Origin of the sequence: Pseudomonas beijingensis (assembly GCF_030687295.1) — a bacterium.
GTDB lineage: Bacteria > Pseudomonadota > Gammaproteobacteria > Pseudomonadales > Pseudomonadaceae > Aquipseudomonas > Aquipseudomonas beijingensis.
Genome location: NZ_CP117425.1, coordinates 1,237,800 through 1,257,948 on the forward strand (window position 1 = coordinate 1,237,800; position 20,149 = coordinate 1,257,948).

Annotated in this window: 14 protein-coding genes and 2 pseudogenes; 8 read left to right on the forward strand and 8 right to left on the reverse strand. The window is 62.6% G+C overall.

What is annotated here, in order from left to right; genetic code table 11:
• The first annotated feature begins 15 nt into the window (after positions 1–15).
• Positions 16–951 carry a sigma 54-interacting transcriptional regulator gene (locus PSH84_RS05765; protein ID WP_305469172.1) on the forward strand — a complete coding sequence of 312 codons (936 nt, stop codon included), beginning with the start codon at positions 16–18 and terminating at the stop codon, positions 949–951.
• A 212-nt stretch (positions 952–1,163) separates the two neighbouring features.
• The gene (locus PSH84_RS05770) at positions 1,164–1,946 is read left to right on the forward strand and encodes a MetQ/NlpA family ABC transporter substrate-binding protein (RefSeq protein ID WP_122565146.1); all 783 of its coding nucleotides are present in this window, start codon (positions 1,164–1,166) and stop codon (positions 1,944–1,946) included.
• 419 nt (positions 1,947–2,365) lie between these two features.
• Here PSH84_RS05770 and PSH84_RS05775 read toward each other — a convergent pair whose 3' ends face one another.
• Positions 2,366–3,526: an AAA family ATPase gene (locus PSH84_RS05775; protein ID WP_122565147.1), complete on the reverse strand. Its 1,161-nt coding sequence runs from the start codon at positions 3,524–3,526 to the stop codon at positions 2,366–2,368.
• A 123-nt stretch (positions 3,527–3,649) separates the two neighbouring features.
• Between PSH84_RS05775 and PSH84_RS05780 the strand changes: the two genes are divergently transcribed.
• Genes PSH84_RS05780 through PSH84_RS05790 form a run of 3 tightly spaced genes read left to right on the forward strand, consistent with a single transcriptional unit; the run spans position 3,650 to position 8,858 of the window.
• Positions 3,650–4,753: an efflux RND transporter periplasmic adaptor subunit gene (locus tag PSH84_RS05780; protein WP_305469175.1), complete on the forward strand. Its 1,104-nt coding sequence runs from the start codon at positions 3,650–3,652 to the stop codon at positions 4,751–4,753.
• The gene (locus PSH84_RS05785; RefSeq protein WP_305482398.1) at positions 4,750–5,814 is read left to right on the forward strand and encodes an efflux RND transporter periplasmic adaptor subunit; all 1,065 of its coding nucleotides are present in this window, start codon (positions 4,750–4,752) and stop codon (positions 5,812–5,814) included. Before PSH84_RS05780 ends, PSH84_RS05785 begins: the two co-directional genes overlap by 4 nt.
• Positions 5,811–8,858 carry an efflux RND transporter permease subunit gene (locus PSH84_RS05790; protein WP_305469177.1) on the forward strand — a complete coding sequence of 1,016 codons (3,048 nt, stop codon included), beginning with the start codon at positions 5,811–5,813 and terminating at the stop codon, positions 8,856–8,858. Before PSH84_RS05785 ends, PSH84_RS05790 begins: the two co-directional genes overlap by 4 nt.
• Before the next feature lie 267 nt (positions 8,859–9,125).
• Here PSH84_RS05790 and PSH84_RS05795 read toward each other — a convergent pair whose 3' ends face one another.
• Entirely contained in the window at positions 9,126–11,345 is a 2,220-nt protein-coding gene (locus PSH84_RS05795) for a heavy metal translocating P-type ATPase (protein ID WP_305469178.1), read from the reverse strand.
• An 86-nt stretch (positions 11,346–11,431) separates the two neighbouring features.
• Here PSH84_RS05795 and cadR point away from each other — a divergent pair, with 86 nt between their 5' ends.
• Complete coding sequence (gene cadR, locus PSH84_RS05800) at positions 11,432–11,878, forward strand: Cd(II)/Pb(II)-responsive transcriptional regulator (RefSeq protein WP_122565152.1); 447 nt, start codon at positions 11,432–11,434, stop codon at positions 11,876–11,878.
• A gap of 134 nt (positions 11,879–12,012) precedes the next feature.
• Here cadR and PSH84_RS05805 read toward each other — a convergent pair.
• The 3 genes and pseudogenes from PSH84_RS05805 to PSH84_RS05815 form a co-directional block, all read right to left on the reverse strand.
• Positions 12,013–12,985, reverse strand: a pseudogene (locus PSH84_RS05805) (thymidylate synthase).
• A gap of 49 nt (positions 12,986–13,034) precedes the next feature.
• Positions 13,035–13,844, reverse strand: coding sequence for a prolipoprotein diacylglyceryl transferase (gene lgt, locus PSH84_RS05810; RefSeq protein ID WP_046065244.1), 810 nt, complete (start codon positions 13,842–13,844; stop codon positions 13,035–13,037).
• 68 nt (positions 13,845–13,912) lie between these two features.
• On the reverse strand, positions 13,913–14,695 hold the full coding sequence (locus tag PSH84_RS05815; protein ID WP_122565154.1) for a sulfite exporter TauE/SafE family protein: 783 nt from the start codon (positions 14,693–14,695) through the stop codon (positions 13,913–13,915).
• 321 nt (positions 14,696–15,016) lie between these two features.
• Here PSH84_RS05815 and PSH84_RS05820 point away from each other — a divergent pair, with 321 nt between their 5' ends.
• Positions 15,017–15,763 (forward strand): NRDE family protein, encoded by a 747-nt coding sequence (locus tag PSH84_RS05820; protein WP_305482399.1) that lies wholly within the window; start codon positions 15,017–15,019, stop codon positions 15,761–15,763.
• Positions 15,764–15,896: 133 nt separating this feature from the next.
• Here PSH84_RS05820 and ptsP read toward each other — a convergent pair whose 3' ends face one another.
• Positions 15,897–18,176 (reverse strand): phosphoenolpyruvate--protein phosphotransferase, encoded by a 2,280-nt coding sequence (gene ptsP, locus PSH84_RS05825; protein ID WP_122565156.1) that lies wholly within the window; start codon positions 18,174–18,176, stop codon positions 15,897–15,899.
• A 22-nt stretch (positions 18,177–18,198) separates the two neighbouring features.
• Positions 18,199–18,678, reverse strand: coding sequence for an RNA pyrophosphohydrolase (locus tag PSH84_RS05830; RefSeq protein ID WP_003186867.1), 480 nt, complete (start codon positions 18,676–18,678; stop codon positions 18,199–18,201).
• 143 nt (positions 18,679–18,821) lie between these two features.
• Between PSH84_RS05830 and PSH84_RS05835 the strand changes: the two are divergent.
• Positions 18,822–19,479, forward strand: a pseudogene (locus PSH84_RS05835) (histidinol-phosphatase).
• A gap of 104 nt (positions 19,480–19,583) precedes the next feature.
• Here PSH84_RS05835 and PSH84_RS05840 read toward each other — a convergent pair.
• Positions 19,584–20,012: a DUF2269 family protein gene (locus tag PSH84_RS05840; protein WP_122565158.1), complete on the reverse strand. Its 429-nt coding sequence runs from the start codon at positions 20,010–20,012 to the stop codon at positions 19,584–19,586.
• Positions 20,013–20,149: the final 137 nt, after the last annotated feature.

Sequence of the window (20,149 nt, forward strand, 5' to 3'; positions counted from 1 at the left end):
GGGCGGGAGCCTGCCATGAGTTTGCATGAAACCTTCGGTCAGCCCTTGCTGACCTTTCCCGATGCGGAAAAAAGCCCCCTGAGCATTCGCGCCAAGGCGCTGGTGTTCGTCGACCCCCGTTCACGGCAGTTGCGCCAGGAACTGGAACAACTGGCACCCCGGGCGATTTCGGTGCTGATACGCGGCGAAACCGGTAGCGGCAAGGAATTGCTGGCCCGGCATATCCATCGCGAAAGCGATCGCGGCGGATTGTTTGTGTCGGTTAACTGCGGCGCCATCAGCCCGACCTACGCCGACGCCGAACTGTTCGGTTATACCGCTGGCAGCTACAGCGGTTCGGCCAGCAGTCGGGCCGGTTGGTTCGGTTCGGCCAACGGCGGCACCCTTTACCTGGATGAAATCGGCGATTTGCCGCTGCCGATCCAGATCAAATTGCTGGCTGCGCTGGAAAACCACGAAGTCACCCGAGTGGGTGCCCATCAGCCCAGCCCGGTGGATGTCCGCCTGGTCGCGGCCACCAGCATCGACCTGGCGCAAGCGGTGGCCGCCGGGAAATTCCACGAACGGCTCTATCACTACCTGGGTGAAGGCCAACTGGAACTGCCGGCCCTGCGCGAACGGGTGGGCGATATCCTGTCCCTGGCCGAATACTTTCTGGGCATCTACAGCCAGCGACTCAACCTGGCCGTGCCGCTGATCAGTGAAGCTGCGCAGCATGCCCTCGAACAGCACAGTTGGCCGGGCAACACCCGCGAGTTGGAAAACGTCATTCATTTCGCGTTGCTGGTGAGCACGGGGGATGAAATTTTGCCGGAGCATTTGAATTTGCCGTCTCAGCCCTCGGCCCTGGAGTTGATTGACCGCCAGGTGGCGCAGGTCGTTGCACAGGGCACGCAAGGCGAGCGCACGGCGCTCAAGGCGCTGCTCAATCGACTGAACCAGGCCCTATAGACCCGATATCCCCCGTGGCGAGGGAGCAAGCTCCCTCGCCACAAAAAGCGGATTTTTCTATATGAGTGAAATGAATATGAACTTGAATAAAAGATATTGTTAAGGAATAAAAAATATCGGTATTGTCCTCATCACGCCAGCGATAGCACTTCACTGGCACACCACATTTAGCCGTCGTCGATGACGACCGTGATTCTCGATAAGGACACTGCATGAAAAAGGTTCTGTTGTTCACCGCATTGGCGGCAGCTCTGGCTTCGGGCCTGGCCCAGGCCGCGGAAAAATTGGTCGTGGCCGCCACGCCGGTGCCCCACGCTGAAATCCTCGAGCTGATCAAGCCAGCCTTGGCCAAGGAAGGCGTGGACCTGGAAATCAAGGTCTTCACCGACTACGTCCAACCCAACGTACAGGTTGACCAGAAGCGTCTGGACGCCAACTATTTCCAGACCCTGCCGTACCTGACTAACTTCAACGAAGGCAAAGGCACCCATCTGGTGACCGTGATCGGTGTTCACGTCGAACCGTTCGGTGGCTACTCGAAGAAGTACAAAAAACTGGCTGATCTGCCAGACGGCGCGACCATCGCGCTGCCCAATGAAGGCAGTAACAGCGGCCGTGCGCTGATCCTGTTGCAGAAGGCTGGCCTGATCGAGTTGAAAGACCCGAAAAACGCTTTGGCAACGCCGAAAGACATCGCCAAGAACCCGAAGAACTTCAAGTTCAAAGAACTGGAATCGGCCATGCTGCCGCGGGTGCTGGACCAGGTTGACCTGGACCTGATCAACACCAACTATGCCCTGGAAGCGGGTCTTAACCCGGCCAAGGATGCCCTGGTGATCGAAGGTTCGGATTCGCCTTACGTCAACTTCCTGGTGGCCCGTCCGGACAACAAGGACAGCCCGGCCATCCAGAAACTGGCCAAGGCCCTGACCAGCCCTGAAGTGAAGGCGTTCATCGAGAAGAAATACAGCGGCGCGGTACTGCCGGCGTTCTGATTCGCGCGGTAAACCTTGTCACGGTTTCAAACGCCGACGGCTGATACAGCGTCGGCGTTTTTTTGTGCCTGTGGGTAGTAAGGTTGTTTACTTTCGGATTGGTCGAACCTGTCCTTGTGGCGAGGGGACAAATCCCCTCGCCACAAGGCACTGTCAGGCCTCCCCGTTCTTCAACGCCCTGCGCAACGCCACCAACAATTTCACTATGTCCTGCGGTTCCAGTCGCTGCGGCACTTTTACGTCAGCCATGTTTTCTTCCTTGTAATGGTGAGGGAGATGGCGAAAAAACTCTCCCTGCGGCGCAAGAAAAATAGTCGTCTTTACCCTTCGCGGCAAATTCTGTGGTGAGAGAGCGTGAACTCAACACCGCGCCACTGTGGGAGCGAGCTTGCTCGCGAAAGCGCGTTATCAGGCGCTGATTAATCCGGCCAATGCCACGCCGGTTCATCCAACGCCCGCTGCCCGACGATCCCGGTCTGTCCAAGGTCTTTCTCCAGCACGATGCAATTGCATTGCTCATCCTGTTCCAGGGCGGCGATCAAGCGCGTGGCATGGGACACGACCCAGACCTGGCAATTGGCCGAGGCGCGGATGATCAACCGCGCCAGGGCCGGCAACAGGTCCGGGTGCAGGCTGGTTTCCGGTTCGTTGAGCACCATCAGCGAGGGCGGGCGTGGGGTGAGCAGGGCGGCCACCAGCAACAGATAGCGCAGGGTCCCGTCCGACAGTTCGGCGGCGGACAGCGGCCGTAGCAGGCCATGTTGTTGGAACGCGATGGCGAAACGTCCGCCTTGCAGTTTCTCGATGTGCAGGTGGGCACCGGGAAATGCGTCGCCGATGGCGGCATGCAGGGCTTCGTCGTCGCCGATTTCAAGGATGGTTTGCAGGGCGGCGGCCAGGTCGCGTCCGTCGTGGTGCAGCACCGGCGTGCGGGTGCCCAGTTGCGGTTGGCGCACCGGGGCGTCGGCGTCGCTGCGAAAGTGATCATAGAAGCGCCAGCGACGAATGAACTCGCGCATCTGCAGGACCTCCGGCGACGTGCGCAGGCTGCCGACCTGGTCGAACAGGCTGTCGAAGGTCGGTGTGTGCTGGGCCAGCACATCCCAGGAACGGCCTTCGCGGGCCCGGATCATCGGCCCCTTGCGGTCCACCAGCAGGCTGGCCGGCCGAAACACCGGGCCGGCCCAGATGCATTCGCGCTTGATTTCAGGGTCCAGTGAAAACGCTGAGCTACTGGTTTCCGGCAAGCCCAAGGCGATGGAATAGCTGAAGTCTTCGCCGACAAAACCCAGGCGCAGGCGCTTGGTGCCCTGGCGCACAACCGCCTGGACCGGTACCTCGCCGTTACGCATGCGGCGGCTGATTTCCTCCGGGCCGGCCCAGAAGGTCGAGTCCAGCCCACCTTCACGGGCCAGGGCATTGACCACCCCACCCTGGGCCGTTTCGGCCAGCAGACGCAGGGCACGGTACAGATTGGATTTGCCGCTGCCGTTGGGGCCGGTGATCAGGTTCAGTCGGCCCAGGGGGATGACCAATTTATTGATCGATCGGTAGTTGGCCACCGCCAGTGTCTTGAGCATGCAGATTTCCTTTGCATGGGCGTGGGGAGCAAGTCTGCCTGATTGCTGTGCTTTGAGTGAACCCTGTTCTAAGCTCACAGTCGTATCGTCACTGGTACGTCCGTACAACGCAAAGGAGTCTGCATGGCTGGTCCCGGAATCAAATGGGTTATTGGTTTGGGCGTGTGTGCATTGTTGACGGGGTGCGGTGATAAGAAGCCCGAAGAAAAAGCCCTGCCACGGGTTTTCGTGCAGCAAGCCGTGCCCAGTGAATACGCGGCCTCGGTGACCCTGACCGGCGACGTCCAGGCGCGGGTGCAGGCTGACCTGTCGTTTCGTGTGGGCGGCAAGATCATCGAGCGCAAGGTCGATGTCGGTGACCGGGTCTCGGCCCGGCAAGTGCTGGCCCGGCTCGATCCCCGGGACCTGCAGACCAACGTCGACTCCGCCGAGGCCCAGGTGGCCGCCGAGCAGGCGCGGGTCAAGCAGAGCGCGGCGGCGTTCGTGCGCCAGCAGAAACTCCTGCCCAAGGGCTACACCAGCCAGAGCGAATACGACGCGGCCCAGGCCCAACTGCGCAGCAGCCAGAGTGCGCTGACCGCCGCCCAGGCCCAATTGGCCAACGCCCGTGAGCAACTGAGCTACACCGCGCTGGTCGCCGAGGCACCGGGCATCATCACCGCGCGCCAGGCTGAAGTCGGCCAGGTGGTGCAGGCCACGGAGCCGATCTTCAGCCTGGCCCGGGATGGCGAGCGCGACGCGGTGTTCAACATCTACGAATCGCTGTTGAGCGAACCACCGTCGGACCCGGCGATCACCATCAGTCTGCTGGACAACCCCGCCATCAAGACCACCGGCACGGTGCGCGAAATCACCCCTGCGGTGTCTGCCCAAACCGGCACCGTGCAGGTCAAGGTCACCCTCAATGATTTGCCCGAAGGCATGCGCCTGGGCTCGGTGGTCAGCGCCACCGCCAAGTCCGCCGGCAAGACCGCCTTCGAACTGCCTTGGTCGGCCCTGACCAAGAACCTCAGTGAACCGGCCGTGTGGCTGGTGGACGGCGAGGGCAAGGCCCGGTTGCAAACGGTGACGGTCGGCCGTTACCTGACCGGCAAGGTCATCATCAGCGATGGCCTCAAGGGCGGTGAGAAAATCGTCACCGCAGGCGGGCAGTTGCTGCACCCTGGCGTACGCGTCGAGATCGCTGAAAACACCTACGGAAAATCCGCGCCGGGAGCCCAGCCATGAAGCGTTTGTGGATGGTCTCGGCCGGTCTGTTGCTGGCCGCCTGCTCCAAGGAGGAAGCGCCGCCCGAACCGGTGCGCCCGGTGTTGTCCGTTGAGGTCCGGGCCCTCGACCAGCAGGCACTCGGGCGGTTCGCCGGGAATATCCAGGCACGCTACGAAAGCAACGTGGGTTTCCGCGTGCCAGGACGCATCGCCAGTCGCAATGTCGATGTCGGCGCAGAGGTGAAGAAGGACGACCTGCTCGCCACGCTCGACCCCACCGATCAACAGAACCAGTTGCGCGCCGCCCAGGGCGATCTGGCGCGGATCGAGGCGCAGTACATCAATGCCCAGGCCAATGCCCGTCGCCAGCAGCAATTGTTCGACCGTGGCGTCGGGGCCCAGGCGCAACTGGACATCGCCCAGACCGATTTGAAAACCACTGGCGCGTCCCTCGAACAGGCCCGGGCCTCGGTGGAGCAGGCTCGCGATCAGCTCAACTACAGCGAGTTGCGCACCGACCACGACGCAATCGTCACTGCCTGGAATGCCGAAGCCGGGCAGGTGGTCACCGCCGGCCAGCAAGTGGTGACCCTGGCCCGCCCGGACATCAAGGAAGCGGTGATCGACCTGCCGGCCGGGCTGGTTGAGCGCCTACCCTCGGACGTGGTATTCGAAGTCGCCGCGCAATTGGACCCGAGCACCCACACCAGCGCCATCGTGCGCGAGATCGAACCCCAGGCCCAGAGCGCGACCCGCACTCGCCGCGCGCGCCTGACGCTGACCGACACACCGCCAGGCTTTCGCCTGGGCACGGCCATCAGCGTGACCCTGAGCTCGACCATCGAACCGCGCATCGAGCTGCCGCTCAGCGCCCTGCAAGAGATCGACGGCAAGGCGCGCATCTGGCTCATCGACCCGCAGAGCCAGACGGTCTCACCCCGTGAGGTACGGATTCTCGAACGTTCGGCCAACTCGGTGCTAGTGGCCAACGGCATCAAGGCCGGCGACCGTGTGGTCAGCGCCGGCGTGAACAGTCTCCAGCCGGGGCAGAAAGTGAAACTCGACGAGGACGCACGATGAAAGGGCCTTTCAACTTATCCGAATGGGCCCTGCGGCATCAGTCGTTCGTCTGGTACCTGATGTTCGTGGCGCTGTTGATGGGCGTGTTTTCGTACATGAACCTGGGTCGGGAGGAAGACCCGTCGTTCACCATCAAGACCATGATCATCCAGACCCGCTGGCCGGGCGCGACCCAGGAAGAAACCCTCAGGCAGGTCACCGACCGCATCGAGAAAAAACTCGAAGAGCTCGACTCACTCGACTACGTCAAAAGCTACACCCGTCCGGGAGAGTCGACGGTGTTCGTGTACCTGCTCGATACCACCGGGGCCAAAGAGATCCCCGAGATCTGGTACCAGGTGCGCAAGAAGATCAACGACATCCGTGGCGACTTCCCCCAGGGGCTGCAAGGGCCGGGCTTCAACGACGAGTTCGGTGACGTGTACGGGTCGGTGTACGCCTTCACCGGCGACGGCCTGTCGATGCGCCAGCTGCGCGACTACGTGGAGCAGGTGCGCGCCGAGATTCGCGACGTGCCCGGGCTGGGCAAGGTGGAGATGCTCGGCGAGCAGGATGAAGTGCTGTACCTGAACTTCTCCACGCGCAAACTCGCCGCGCTGGGCATCGACCAGCGCCAGGTGGTGCAGAGCCTGCAATCGCAGAATGCCGTGACGCCGGCCGGGGTGATCGACGCGGGGCCGGAGCGGATTTCCGTGCGCACGTCCGGGCAGTTCCAGTCGGAAAAAGACCTGGCCAACGTCAACCTGCGGCTCAATGACCGCTTCTATCGACTGGCCGACATCGCCGACATCCGTCGCGGCTACGTCGACCCCGCCACACCGATGTTCCGCTTCAACGGTACGCCGGCCATCGGCCTCGCCATCGCGATGAAAAAGGGCGGCAACATCCAGGACTTCGGCAAGGCGCTGCATGCGCGCATGACCGAACTGACCGCCGACCTGCCGGTGGGCGTTGGCGTGCACACCGTGTCGGACCAAGCCGAGGTGGTGGAAGAGGCGGTCGGCGGCTTTACCAGCGCCTTGTTCGAGGCGGTGATCATTGTACTGGTCGTCAGCTTCATCAGCCTTGGCGTGCGCGCCGGGCTGGTGGTGGCCTGTTCGATTCCGCTGGTGCTGGCGATGGTCTTCCTGTTCATGGAATACAGCGGCATCACCATGCAGCGGATTTCCCTCGGCGCGTTGATCATCGCCCTCGGCCTGCTGGTGGACGACGCGATGATCACCGTGGAGATGATGGTCACGCGCCTGGAAAAAGGCGACAGCAAGGAACAGGCCGCGACGTTCGCCTATACCTCGACGGCGTTTCCGATGCTCACCGGGACCCTGGTGACCGTGGCCGGTTTCGTGCCCATCGGCCTGAACGCCAGTTCCGCCGGCGAATACACCTTCACCCTGTTCGCGGTCATCGCCGTGGCGATGCTGGTGTCGTGGATCGTCGCCGTGCTGTTTGCCCCGGTGATCGGCGTGCACATCCTCAGCACCAACATCAAACCCCACAGCGCCGAACCGGGGCGGATCGGCCGGGCGTTCAACGGCGGCCTGTTGTGGGCGATGCGCAATCGCTGGTGGGCCATCGGCATCACCGTGTTGCTGTTCGTGCTGGCGGTGTTTTGCATGCGCTTCGTGCAGAACCAGTTCTTTCCATCGTCGGACCGGCCGGAAATCCTGGTGGACCTCAACCTGCCGCAAAACGCCTCGATGGACGAGACCCGTAAAGCCGTCGATCGCCTGGAAGCGACGCTCAAGGACGATCCGGACATCGCGCGCTGGAGCACCTACATCGGTGAAGGCGCGATTCGCTTCTATCTGCCGCTGGACCAGCAATTGCAGAACCCGTACTACGCGCAACTGGTGATCGTCAGCAAGGGTCTGGAGTCGCGCACGGCCCTGACCGAGCGCCTGCAAAAGCGTTTGCGCGAGGATTTCGTCGGCATTGGCAGCTACGTGCAGGCTCTGGAAATGGGCCCGCCGGTGGGTCGGCCGATCCAATACCGGGTCAGCGGCAAGGACGTCGACCAGGTGCGCAAGCACGCCATCGAGCTGGCCACCGAGCTGGACAAGAACTCCCACATCGGCGAAATCATTTACGACTGGAACGAACCGGGCAAGGTCCTGCGCATCGATATCGCCCAGGACAAGGCGCGGCAATTGGGCTTGTCTTCCGATGACGTGGCCAGGCTGATGAACAGCATCGTCAGTGGCTCGCCGGTGACCCAGGTCAACGACGATATTTACCTGATCAACGTGGTTGGCCGCGCTGAAGATGCCGAGCGCGGCTCGCCGGAAACCCTGCAGAACCTGCAGATTGTCACGCCGAGCGGCACCTCGATTCCGCTGCTGGCGTTCGCCACGGTGCGTTATGAGCTGGAGCAGCCGCTGGTATGGCGTCGTGACCGTAAGCCGACCATCACCATCAAGGCTGCGGTGCGCGACGAGATCCAGCCCACCGACTTGGTCAAGCAACTGCAACCGGACATCGACAAGTTCGCCGCCGGCCTGCCGGTGGGCTACAAGGTCGCCACGGGCGGTACGGTGGAAGAGAGCAGCAAGGCCCAAGGGCCGATCGCCAGCGTCGTGCCGCTGATGCTGTTTCTGATGGCGACCTTCCTGATGATCCAACTGCACAGCGTGCAGAAACTGTTCCTGGTGGCGAGCGTCGCGCCGCTTGGGTTGATCGGCGTGGTGCTGGCGCTGGTGCCGACGGGCACGCCCATGGGCTTTGTGGCGATCCTCGGGATCCTCGCCTTGATCGGCATTATTATCCGGAACTCGGTGATCCTGGTGACCCAGATCGATGAATACGAACGTGACGGTTACGAGCCCTGGGATGCGGTGGTGGAGGCCACCGAACACCGGCGCCGGCCGATCCTGCTCACGGCGGCCGCGGCGAGCCTGGGGATGATCCCCATTGCTCGGGAAGTGTTCTGGGGGCCGATGGCCTACGCGATGATCGGCGGGATCATCATCGCCACCCTGCTGACGCTGCTGTTCCTGCCGGCGCTGTATGTGGCCTGGTACAAGATCCGCGAGCCCAAGCGCGAGTGAGCCGTGCGCAGATTTTGTGGGGAGGGGAGTTAACCTGTGGCGAGGGGATTTATCCCCGTTGGGCTGCGCAGCAGCCCCCTCAGAGGACAACCCAATCAACCTGAAACAACGGGTTGGCGGCTTTTTTGGGGCTGCTGCGCAGCCCATCGCGAGCAAGCTTTGCTCCCACAGCAGATCTGCTGTGAGTTCAAAACGCTGTATTCACAAAGCTCCAACTGTGGGAGCAAAGCTTGCTCGCGATGAGGCCGGTGAATTTACCCTGGCCTTTTACTTGCGCAACAACCGCAACCCATTGAACACCACCAGCAAGCTCACCCCCATGTCGGCAAACACCGCCATCCACATGGTGGCAAGCCCGGCGAAGGTGACCCCAAGGAAAATCGCCTTGATCACCAACGCCAGGGCAATATTCTGCTTGAGGATGCTGGATGTCTGCCGGGACAGGCGAATGAACGCCGGGATCTTGCGCAGGTCATCGTCCATCAGCGCGACGTCGGCGGTCTCGATGGCCGTGTCGGTGCCGGCCGCCGCCATGGCGAAACCGATTTGCGAACGGGCCAGGGCCGGGGCGTCGTTGATGCCGTCGCCGACCATGCCGACGCGGTGACCCTGGGCGTACAAGGCTTCGATGGCTTGCAGCTTGTCTTCCGGCAACAAGTCGCCCCGCGCCTGATCCATGCCCACCTGCGCGGCAATCGCGTCGGCGGTGTGGGCGTTGTCGCCGGTGAGCATCAGGGTCTTGATGCCCAGGTCATGCAGTTGCCGGATGGCTTCGCGGCTGGAGTCCTTCACGGTGTCGGCCACGGCAAACAGCGCCAAGGGGCCTGTAGCGTCGAGCAGCAGCACCACCGACTTGCCTTGTTTTTCCAGGGCGAAGAGTTTCTCTTCCAGTTCGGGGGAGCACAGGCCGAGGTCTTCCACCAGGCGGTGGTTGCCCAAGTGATAGGTCTGGCCGCCGATGTCGCCGCGCACGCCGCGCCCGGCAAGCGCCTCGAAGTTATCCACAACCTGCGGGGCCAGTTGCTTATCCACAGCCGCGTTGGCAATCGCCCGGGACACGGGATGGTCGGAACGGGCGGCGAGGCTGGCGGCCAGGGCCGGAGCGGTGCTTTCCACCGTCGGGTCCAGGGCCACGTAGTCGGTTTGCACCGGTTTGCCGTGGGTGATCGTGCCGGTCTTGTCCAAGGCCAGGTAGTCGAGCTTGTAGCCGCCCTCCAGGTACACGCCACCCTTGACCAGGATACCTTTGCGCGCTGCGGCGGCAAGGCCGCTGACGATGGTCACGGGGGTGGAAATCACCAGTGCGCACGGGCAGGCGACCACCAGCAGCACCAGCGCCCGGTAGATCCAGTCGAACCACAGCGCGCCCATGAACAGCGGCGGAATGACCGCTACCGCCAGGGCCAGAGCAAACACCGCTGGGGTATAGATCGTCGAGAAGCGGTCGACGAAGCGCTGGGTTGGCGCCCGGGCGCCCTGGGCCTGTTCCACGGCGTGGATGATGCGCGCCAGGGTTGAGTTATCGGCCGCCGCCGTCACCCGATATTCCAGTTCACCGGCCTGGTTGATGGTGCCGGCGAACACCTTGTCGCCGATGGTTTTTTCCACCGGCAGGCTTTCGCCGGTAATTGGCGCCTGGTCGACGGTCGAACGGCCGGCGACCACCTCACCGTCCAGGCCGACGCGCTCGCCCGGACGCAGCCGCACCCGCACGCCGAGGGCAATGGCCTTGACCTCTTGGACCTGCCAGGTGCCATCGGCCTGCTGCACGGTGGCCTGTTCCGGGGCCATCTGCATCAGGCCGCTGATGGCGTTGCGCGCGCGGTCGAGGGATTTGGCTTCGATCAGCTCGGCCACGGTGAACAGGAACATCACCATCGCCGCCTCGGGCCATTGGCCGATCAGTACGGCACCGGTCACGGCGATGCTCATCAGCGCATTGATGTTCAGGTTGCGGTTCTTCAGGGCGATCCAACCCTTCTTGTACGTGCCCAAGCCGCCGCTGAGGATCGACACCAACGCCACCAGCGCAACCACCCAGTTTGGCGCGGCATTGGTGAAATGGATCACCTCGGCGCCCAGGGCCGTCACACCGGACAGCGCCAACGGCCACCAGGGCTTGACCGGGGCGGGCAGGTCGTTGGTTTCTGATTTCTGGCCCGGAGTCAGCGGGTCGGCTTGCATGCCTAAGGACTCGATGGCCTGGATGATCGACGCGTCGCTGGGCAAATCGTGGGTCACGCCCAGCACGCGGTTAATCAGGTTGAACTCCAGTCGCTGCACGCCTTCGAGCTTGCCGAGCTTGTTCTGGATCAGCGTCTGTTCGGTGGGGCAGTCCATGGCTTCGATGCGGAAACTGCTCAGCCGCGCACCGTCCGTCGGCGTTTTGCCGAGGTTGACCACCGCCGGCGCCGCTTTCGAGGCGCAGCAGGAATGCCCGTGGTCATGGCCGTGGTCGGGTTTGTGGATGTGAAGGGAATCGCTCATCGGGTGACGTCCGTGAAAAGTGCCTGTTGCGCAGTAAAGACCCTGTAGCCACTATAGGGTCAAGCACCTATTTGGGAGGCCGCATCATGAAGATCGGAGAACTGGCGAAAATCACCGACTGCCAGGTCGAAACCATCCGCTATTACGAGCGCGAAGGCCTGCTGCCGGAGCCGGCCCGCAGCGACGGCAATTACCGCGTCTACACCCAGGCCCATGCCGAGCGGCTGACGTTCATCCGCAACTGCCGCACCCTGGACATGACCCTGGAAGAAATCCGCAGCCTCCTGGCCCTGCGCGACAGCCCCCAGGACCAGTGCGAAAGCGTCAATGCGCTGATCGACGAACACATCCAGCACGTCAAGGCCCGCATCGATGGCCTGCTGGCCCTGCAGACGCAACTGATCGACCTGCGCCATCGCTGTGGCGAAGGGCCGGATTTGGATCAATGCGGGATCTTGCAGCGGTTGGAGGTGAGCGGGGCGGTGGCGGCGGAGGTGGAGCATTCGCATGTGGGGCGTAGTCATGGGCATTAGCCGATCTTGGAGCACATGCAGATCCAATGTGGGAGCGAGCTTGCTCGCGATAGCGGTGGGTCAGTCACATAAGTATTGAATGTGAGGACGCTATCGCGAGCAAGCTCGCTCCCACAGGGGAGAGGTGGTGTGGCTCAGACCGCCATCGGCGCGGTCATCGGCGCATGGTGCTGGTAGCCTTCTAGGGAAAAGTCGCTCGGCTCTACCAACTCCAGCCACTCGGGGCTGGTACACACCGGTCTTGGTGAACTCCGGCACACGTTCGGAAATCACCAGCTTGGGCATCGGGAACGGCTCGCGGGTGAGCTGTTCGTTGAGCATGTCCAAGTGGTTTTCGTAGACGTGGGCATCACCGATGAAATAGGTGAACCAGCGCGGCGTGTAGCCGGTCAGGCGGCCGATCAGGCTCAGCAGCGCGGCGCCTTCGGTGAGGTTGAACGGCGTGCCCAGGCCCAGGTCGTTGGAGCGGATGTAGAGGGTCAGGGAAATTTCCTTGGTCTCGACATTCGGGTGGAACTGGTAGAGCAGATGGCACGGCGGCAGGGCCATCTCATCGAGCTGGGCGCAGTTCCAGCCGTGGAACAGGATGCGCCGGCTGCCCGGGTCCTTGATGATGGTGTCGACGCACTGGCGAACCTGATCGATGGCCTTGTACAGCACCACGTAGGCCTGGCCGTTTTCTTCGCCTTCGGCGATCTGCCGGTAACCCTGGGCCAGCGTCTGCTCGATGGCCGCCGGGTTGCTCAGGGGGATCTGTTTGTAGGCCGGCCATTTGCGCCATTGCACGCCGTAGATCTCGCCCAGGTCGTCTTCGCCCTGGCGGAACGGGTTGGCCAGCCACTGGGCGTTTTCGTTGGCGTTCTGGTCCCAGACCTTGCAGCCCAGGGCACGGAATTCGGCGGCGTTGTTCACGCCACGCAGGAAACCGCACATCTCGCCGATGGCCGATTTGAAGGCCATCTTGCGGGTGGTGATGGCCGGGAAACCATCCTTCAAGTCATAGCGCAGCATGGCGCCGGGGAAGCTGATGGTGTTCACACCGGTGCGGTTGGCTTGCTTGGTGCCGTTCTTGATGACGTGCGCCACCAGATCGAGATATTGCTTCATGGGTTACCTGTGTCCTTGAATCCGGGGCCTGCGCCCCGGGGTTCGAATTTTAAACCTTGGCCGCCGCGGCCGGCGCGCGATGATAGGCCAGCCAGATCAGCGCCAGGCCACCGATGATCATCGGCAGGCACAGCACCTGGCCCATGGTCAGCCAGTTCCACGCCAGATAGCCGAGCTGGGCGTCCGGGACGCGGACGAATTCAACGATGAAACGGAAGATGCCATAGAACAGCGCGAACATGCCCGACACCGCCATGGTTGGCCGCGGCTTGCGCGAGAACAGCCAGAGGATCAGGAACAGTGCCACGCCTTCGAGGGCGAACTGATAAAGCTGCGACGGGTGGCGCGGCAACTGCGCCGGGTCGCTGAACGGCGGGAAGATCATCGCCCATGGCACGTCGGTCGGCTTGCCCCACAACTCGGCATTGATGAAATTGCCGATGCGACCTGCGCCCAGGCCGATCGGCACCATTGGCGCGACGAAGTCCATCAGCTCGAAAAACGACTTGTTGTTGCGCTTGCCGAACCACAACGCCGCCAGCATCACGCCGATGAACCCACCATGGAACGACATGCCGCCCTTCCAGACTTCGAAGATCAGCGTCGGGTTGGCGACATAGGCGCTCAGGTCGTAGAACAGCACATAGCCCAGGCGCCCGCCGACGATCACGCCCATGGACAGCCAGAACACCAGGTCGGAAAGTTTTTCCTTGTTCCAGGTCGGGTCGAAGCGGTTGAGCCGGCGCGACGCCAGCAACCAGGCGCCGCCGATGCCGATCAGGTACATCAGGCCGTACCAGTGGATTTTCAGCGGGCCGATGGCCAGGGCTACCGGATCGATCTGCGGGTAAGGCAGCATTGATATTCCTCGTAAACGTCAAAAATACCCGGGCGACGCTGCCACCTCAGGATTAAGCCAGGATTGCGTCAGAACAGAAAACTCAAGCCCACGCAGAATAGCAGGGCGGCAAACAACCGCTTGAGCAAGCGCGGTGACAGGCGATGGGCCAGCCGCGCGCCGAAACGGGCGAAGACCATGCTGGTCAAGGCGATGCCCAGCAGCGCCGGCAAATACACAAAACCGAGACTATGGGCCGGCAGCAGCGGATCGTGCCAGCCCAGAATCATGAAACTGAGTGCACTGGCCAGGGCAATCGGCAAACCGCAGGCCGACGAGGTCGCGACCGCTTGCTGCATCGGCACGCTGCGCCAGGTCAGGAACGGCACGGTCAGCGAGCCGCCGCCAATGCCGAAAATCGCCGAGGCCCAGCCGATCACCGTGCCGGCCACGGTCAGCCCGGCCTTGCCCGGTACGGTGCGGCTGGCCTTGGGCTTGAAGTCCAGGGCCAGTTGCACGGAGACGATCATGGCGAATACACCAATGATCTTTTGCAGGTGCGGGCCGGAAATCGCTTCGGCGGTGACGGCGCCGAAACCGGCACCGATCAGGATGCCGACGGTCATCCAGGCGAATATCGGCCAGCGCACCGCGCCTTTGCGCTGATGCTCGCGCACGGCATTGACCGAGGTGAAGATGATCGACGCCAGGGACGTGCCGACGGCCAGGTGCGTCAACACCTGCGGATCGAAACCCTGCAGTGTGAAACTGAACACCAGCACCGGGACGATGATCATCCCGCCACCCACGCCGAACAACCCGGCCAGCACGCCGGCGCAGGCGCCGAGTAGCAGATAGAGCACAAATTCCACCAGCCTCTCCCCGCCATCCCCGAAATAAGAGCGGCATGGTAACGGATCGAGGGGCTTGGGCTCTAGTGAAGGCGATGGATGTGGGGGCGATGTGTGGGTAGAGTGATCACAGCATTTGGCACGAAACCTTGTGGCGAGGGGATTTAGCGAAATGTCGCCCCGCTTTGTGGGAGCAAGGCTTACCCGCGATGGCGGCGCTACGGTCTTTCAGAAATCGAGGCGCCTGTTTCGCGAGCAAGCTTTGCTCCCACACAGTGCCTCCCACAAAAACTGTCTGGCTTTATTCTTTCAGCGGATTGGCATTACTAACGGGACTACCTGATGTGCCTGATCATATTTGCCTGGCGACCCGGCCACGCCCAGCCACTGATCGTGGCGGCCAACCGCGACGAGTTCTACGCTCGGCCGACCTTGCCCCTGGCCCAATGGCCTGACGCGCCCCATGTCCATGCCGGTCGTGACCTGGAGGCCGGCGGCACCTGGCTCGGCGTTGGCGCCGAGGGCCGCTTTGCCGCGTTGACCAACATCCGCGACCCGGGCCAGGTGCCGGCCTTCAAGTCGCGCGGTGAGCTGGTGGCGCGGTTCCTGACCGGGAATCTGTCGATTGCCGATTACCTCAGCGAAGTCGTGCCCCGCGCCGGCGAGTACGGTGGCTTCAACCTGCTGCTCGGCGATGGCACTGAGCTGTGGCACCACAACGCCCGCGATACCCAGCGCCAGCGGCTGGCTGAGGGAATCTATGGCCTGTCGAACGCTGGGCTGAACACGCCGTGGCCCAAATTGCTCAAGGCTCGGGCGGCCCTGGGCGAGGTGCTGGACGATCCGCAGCCTGAGGCCTTGTTGGCGCTGCTGAACGACCCACAACCCGCGCCGGTGGCGGAACTGCCGGACACGGGGGTTGGCCTGGCGACCGAGATGCTGCTATCGAGTGTGTTCATTGCCAGCCCGGCTTATGGAACACGGGCGAGTACGGCGTTGATTGTTCATGCCGATGGTACGCGGCAGATGGTCGAGCGCAGTTTCGGGCCGCATGGGGGGCATTTGGGGGAGGTGGAGATCAGGATCTAGCTTTTGTGGTATCAGGTCTGGCCCAATCGCGAGCAAGCTCGCTCCCACAATGGATCTGCGGTGAACACATATTTTGTGAACAACCGAAATCCCCTGTGGGAGCGAGCTTGCTCGCGATTGGGGCGCCGCAGGTTCAGAGCGTCTTGTTCGAAGCCGGATTGATCATCCGCGCCAACCCAAGGTTCTTCAGCGCCAGTTGCAGGGAGCTGTGGATCACCTGCGGGTTGTCGATGGTCATCACCTCGGCCAGCAACTCCTGGGCCTTGCTGAGGTTGATCTGGCGCAGCATCCACTTCACTTTCGGCAGGTTGGTGGCGTTCATCGACAGGCTGTCGAACCCCATCGCCATCAACAGCACTGCCGCCGCCGGGTCGCCGGCCATTTCGCCGCAGATGCTCACCGGCTTGCCTTCGGCATGGGCATCACGCACCACGTTCTGCAAAGCTTGCAGCACCGCTGGGTGCAGGTAATCGTACAGATCGGCAACCCGTGGGTTGTTACGGTCCACCGCCAGCAGGTACTGGGTCAGGTCGTTGGAACCCACCGACAGGAAGTCCACCTGCCGGGCCAGTTCCTTGGTCTGGTACACCGCCGCCGGAATCTCGATCATCACCCCCACCGGCGGCATCGGCACGTCGGTGCCTTCGTCGCGGACTTCGCCCCAGGCCCGGTGGATCAGGTGCAGGGCTTCTTCCAGTTCATGGGTGCCGGAGATCATCGGCAACAGGATGCGCAGGTTGTTCAGGCCCTCGCTGGCCTTGAGCATGGCGCGGGCCTGGACCAGGAAGATTTCCGGGTGGTCAAGCGTCACGCGGATGCCGCGCCAGCCGAGGAACGGGTTGTCTTCCTTGATCGGGAAGTAGGACAGGGACTTGTCGCCGCCGATGTCCAGGCTGCGCATGGTCACCGGTTGCGGGTGGAACGCGGCCAGTTGTTCGCGGTAGATCGCCAGCTGTTCCTTTTCGCTGGGGAAGCGCTGGTTGATCATGAACGGCACTTCGGTGCGGTACAGGCCCACACCCTCGGCACCACGCTTCTGCGCCCGAGCGACGTCGGCCAGCAGGCCGGTGTTGACCCACAGCGGCATGCGGTGGCCGTCGAGGGTTATGCACGGCAGGTCCCGCAGCGCATCCAGGCCCAGGGACAGTTGTTTTTCTTCCTCCACCACATCGGCAAACTGCTTGCGCAGCACGTCGCTGGGGTTGGTGTAGACCTCGCCGTGGTAGCCATCGACGATCATCTGGATGCCGTCGACCTTGGAGTACGGCAGGTCCACCAGGCCCATCACCGTCGGGATGCCCATGGCCCGGGCCAGGATCGCCACGTGAGAGTTGCCCGAGCCCAATACCGAGACCAGCCCCGCCAGCTTGCCTTCGGGCACTTCGCCGAGCATGGCCGGGGTCAGTTCTTCGCTGACCAGGATGGTGTTGTCGGGGTAGACCAGGGTCTGCTGGCGCTCCTGCTGCAAGTACGCCAGCAAGCGGCGGCCGAGGTCCTTGACGTCCGAGGCGCGCTCGCGCAGGTAGGCGTCGTCCATCAGTTCGAAGCGGTTGACGTGGTCGGTCACCACCTGACGCAGCGCGCCCTGGGCCCACTGGCCGGTCTTGATGACAGTGGTCACTTCGCTGCCCAGGGAGGCATCGTCGAGCATCATCAGGTAAACGTCGAACAGCGCGCGCTCTTCGGGGCGCAGCTGCGTCGCCAGCTTGGCCGACAGGGCCCGCATGTCAGCCCGCACGCCTTCGATGGCGGTCTTGAACAAGCCCAGCTCGGCATTGATGTCGGTGATGGTCTTGTCCGGCACCACATCGAGGTCGGCGGGCGGCAACATGACCACCGCCGTGCCCACCGCCGCGCCCGGCGAACCCGGCACACCGACGAACTTGGCTTCCTGGATGCCCTTGCCCTGGCGACCCAGGCCACTGATCGAGCCGGTGGCCTCGGCGTGGGCGATCACCCCCGCCAGTTGCGCGCTCATGGTCACGAGGAAGGCTTCTTCACCTTCGTCGAACTGGCGGCGTTCTTTTTGCTGGATGACCAACACGCCGACGACGCGGCGGTGGTGGATGATCGGTGCGCCAAGGAACGAGGCGTAGCGTTCTTCACCCGTTTCGGCAAAGTAGCGGTAGCGCGGGTGATCCGCGGCGTTTTCGAGGTTCAGGGGTTCTTCGCGCGTGCCGACCAGGCCGACCAGGCCTTCATTGGGAGCCATGCTGACCTTGCCGATCGAGCGCTTGTTCAAGCCCTCGGTGGCCATCAGCACGAAACGGTTGGTCTCGGGGTCCAGCAGGTAGACCGAGCAGACCTGGCTGCCCATGGCCTCTTTGACGCGCAATACAATAATCCCCAACGCCGCCTTGAGATCCTTGGCGGAGTTAACTTCCTGGACGATCTTGCGCAGCGTATTGAGCATGGCTCGGGGTCGAACTCCGTCGTCAGTCGCGCGTCAGCAGGCGCGGGGCAAGCTCTTTGAGAGCGCGTCGATACACTTCGCGCTTGAATGTCACCACCTGGCCCAACGGATACCAATAGCTGACCCAGCGCCAGCCATCGAACTCCGGTTTACCGGTCAAATCCATCCGCACCCGCTGCTCGTTGGAGATCAGGCGCAGGAGAAACCATTTCTGCTTCTGGCCGATGCACAGCGGTTGGCTGTGCGTCCTGACCAGGCGTTGCGGCAAACGATAGCGCAACCAGCCTCGGGTGCAGGCGAGTATTTCGACATCTTCTCGCTCAAGCCCCACTTCTTCATTCAACTCGCGGTACAAGGCCTCTTCCGGCGTCTCCTGGGGGTTGATCCCACCCTGGGGAAACTGCCAGGCGTCTTGATTGATACGGCGAGCCCATAGCACCTGCCCAGCATCATTCGTAAGAATGATCCCCACATTGGGACGGAAACCATCGGGATCGATCACGGCAACAACCTCGCAAACGCATGTCGCCGCATTGTTCCACAAAGGTTGTGAAAGCAGCAACGAGCGCCCCTAGCTTATGTGCACTCTTGTGAAAAGTCCGTATTCTGGACGCCTTTCTTCAGATTTTTCAGCGAGTAACTGCAATGCGGCTGGCTTTATTCGACTTGGACAACACATTGCTGGGCGGCGACAGCGACCACGCGTGGGGCGATTACCTGTGCGAGCGCGGTTTCCTGGATGCTGTTACCTATAAAGCGCGTAAACGACGCGTTCTACCAGGATTACCTGGCCGGCAAGCTCGACAACGCCGAGTACCTGAATTTTTGCCTGGAAATCCTCGGCCGTACCGAAATGCACGTGCTGGCCCAGTGGCACTTGGATTACATGCGCGACTGCATCGAGCCGATCGTATTGCCCCAGGCCATCGAACTGCTGAAAAAACACCGTGACGCCGGTGACAAGCTGGTGATCATTACCGCCACCAACCGCTTCGTCACCGCGCCGATTGCCGAGCGCCTGGGTGTGGAGACCCTGATTGCCACCGAATGCGAGATGGTCGACGGGCGCTATAGCGGGCGCAGCACCGATATTCCGTGTTTTCGCGAGGGCAAGGTGACTCGCTTGAACCGTTGGCTGGAAGAAACCGGGTATTCCCTCGACGGCAGCTATTTCTATAGCGACTCGATGAACGACTTGCCGTTGCTGGAGGTGGTGACGCATCCGGTGGCGGTGGATCCGGATCCGAACCTTCGGGCCGAGGCCCAGAGGCGTGGTTGGCCGGTGATTTCGTTGCGTGGCTGAAATCGTCATCGCGAGCAAGCTCGCTCCCACAGAGGTTGCGTGATCGACACAAATCCCCTGTGGGAGCGAGCTTGCTCGCGATGAAAGCGCCGCGGTCCCAAGCCTTAAACCGGCTTGGCCCCCATCAACCCCGCAATGGCGATAAAGCAGACAACACTGAACAGCGCCAAGGCAAACGTAAACTTCCCGGCGCCCACCGCTGGCGCCTTGCGCAGTTTGTTCAGCCGCACCACCAGCCAGAACCCCGCCAGCGCCGCCAAGGTGTAGAGCACGCTGGAAGCCAGCAGCCAGGTCTGGCCCAGCGGCCAGCCGACTTGATGAACCATCCACCAGCCGGTGAAGGGCAGGCTCGCCAGTGCCAGGATCATCACCAGCCAGATGAACAGCCGCGGACGTTGCAGCGTGCGTGCGGCCGCCGTGGCATCGCCATTGCGGCGCGTGCGCCAGACCCAGATGGCCAGCCCCAGGGCGCCTGCCAACAGCAACACCGTGGCGACGACGTGAGCGATTTTCAGCGTGGTTAACGTTTCCATTGTTCGATTTCCTTATGACTTGCGCTACAGCTTAGCCCCTGTGGCGAGGCGGCCCTGAAGCCTGGCCCTGTGGTGTTTCAGGCAGACCTCATTCAGCCTTTTTGGGGCTGCTACGCAGCCCAACGGGGATAAATCCC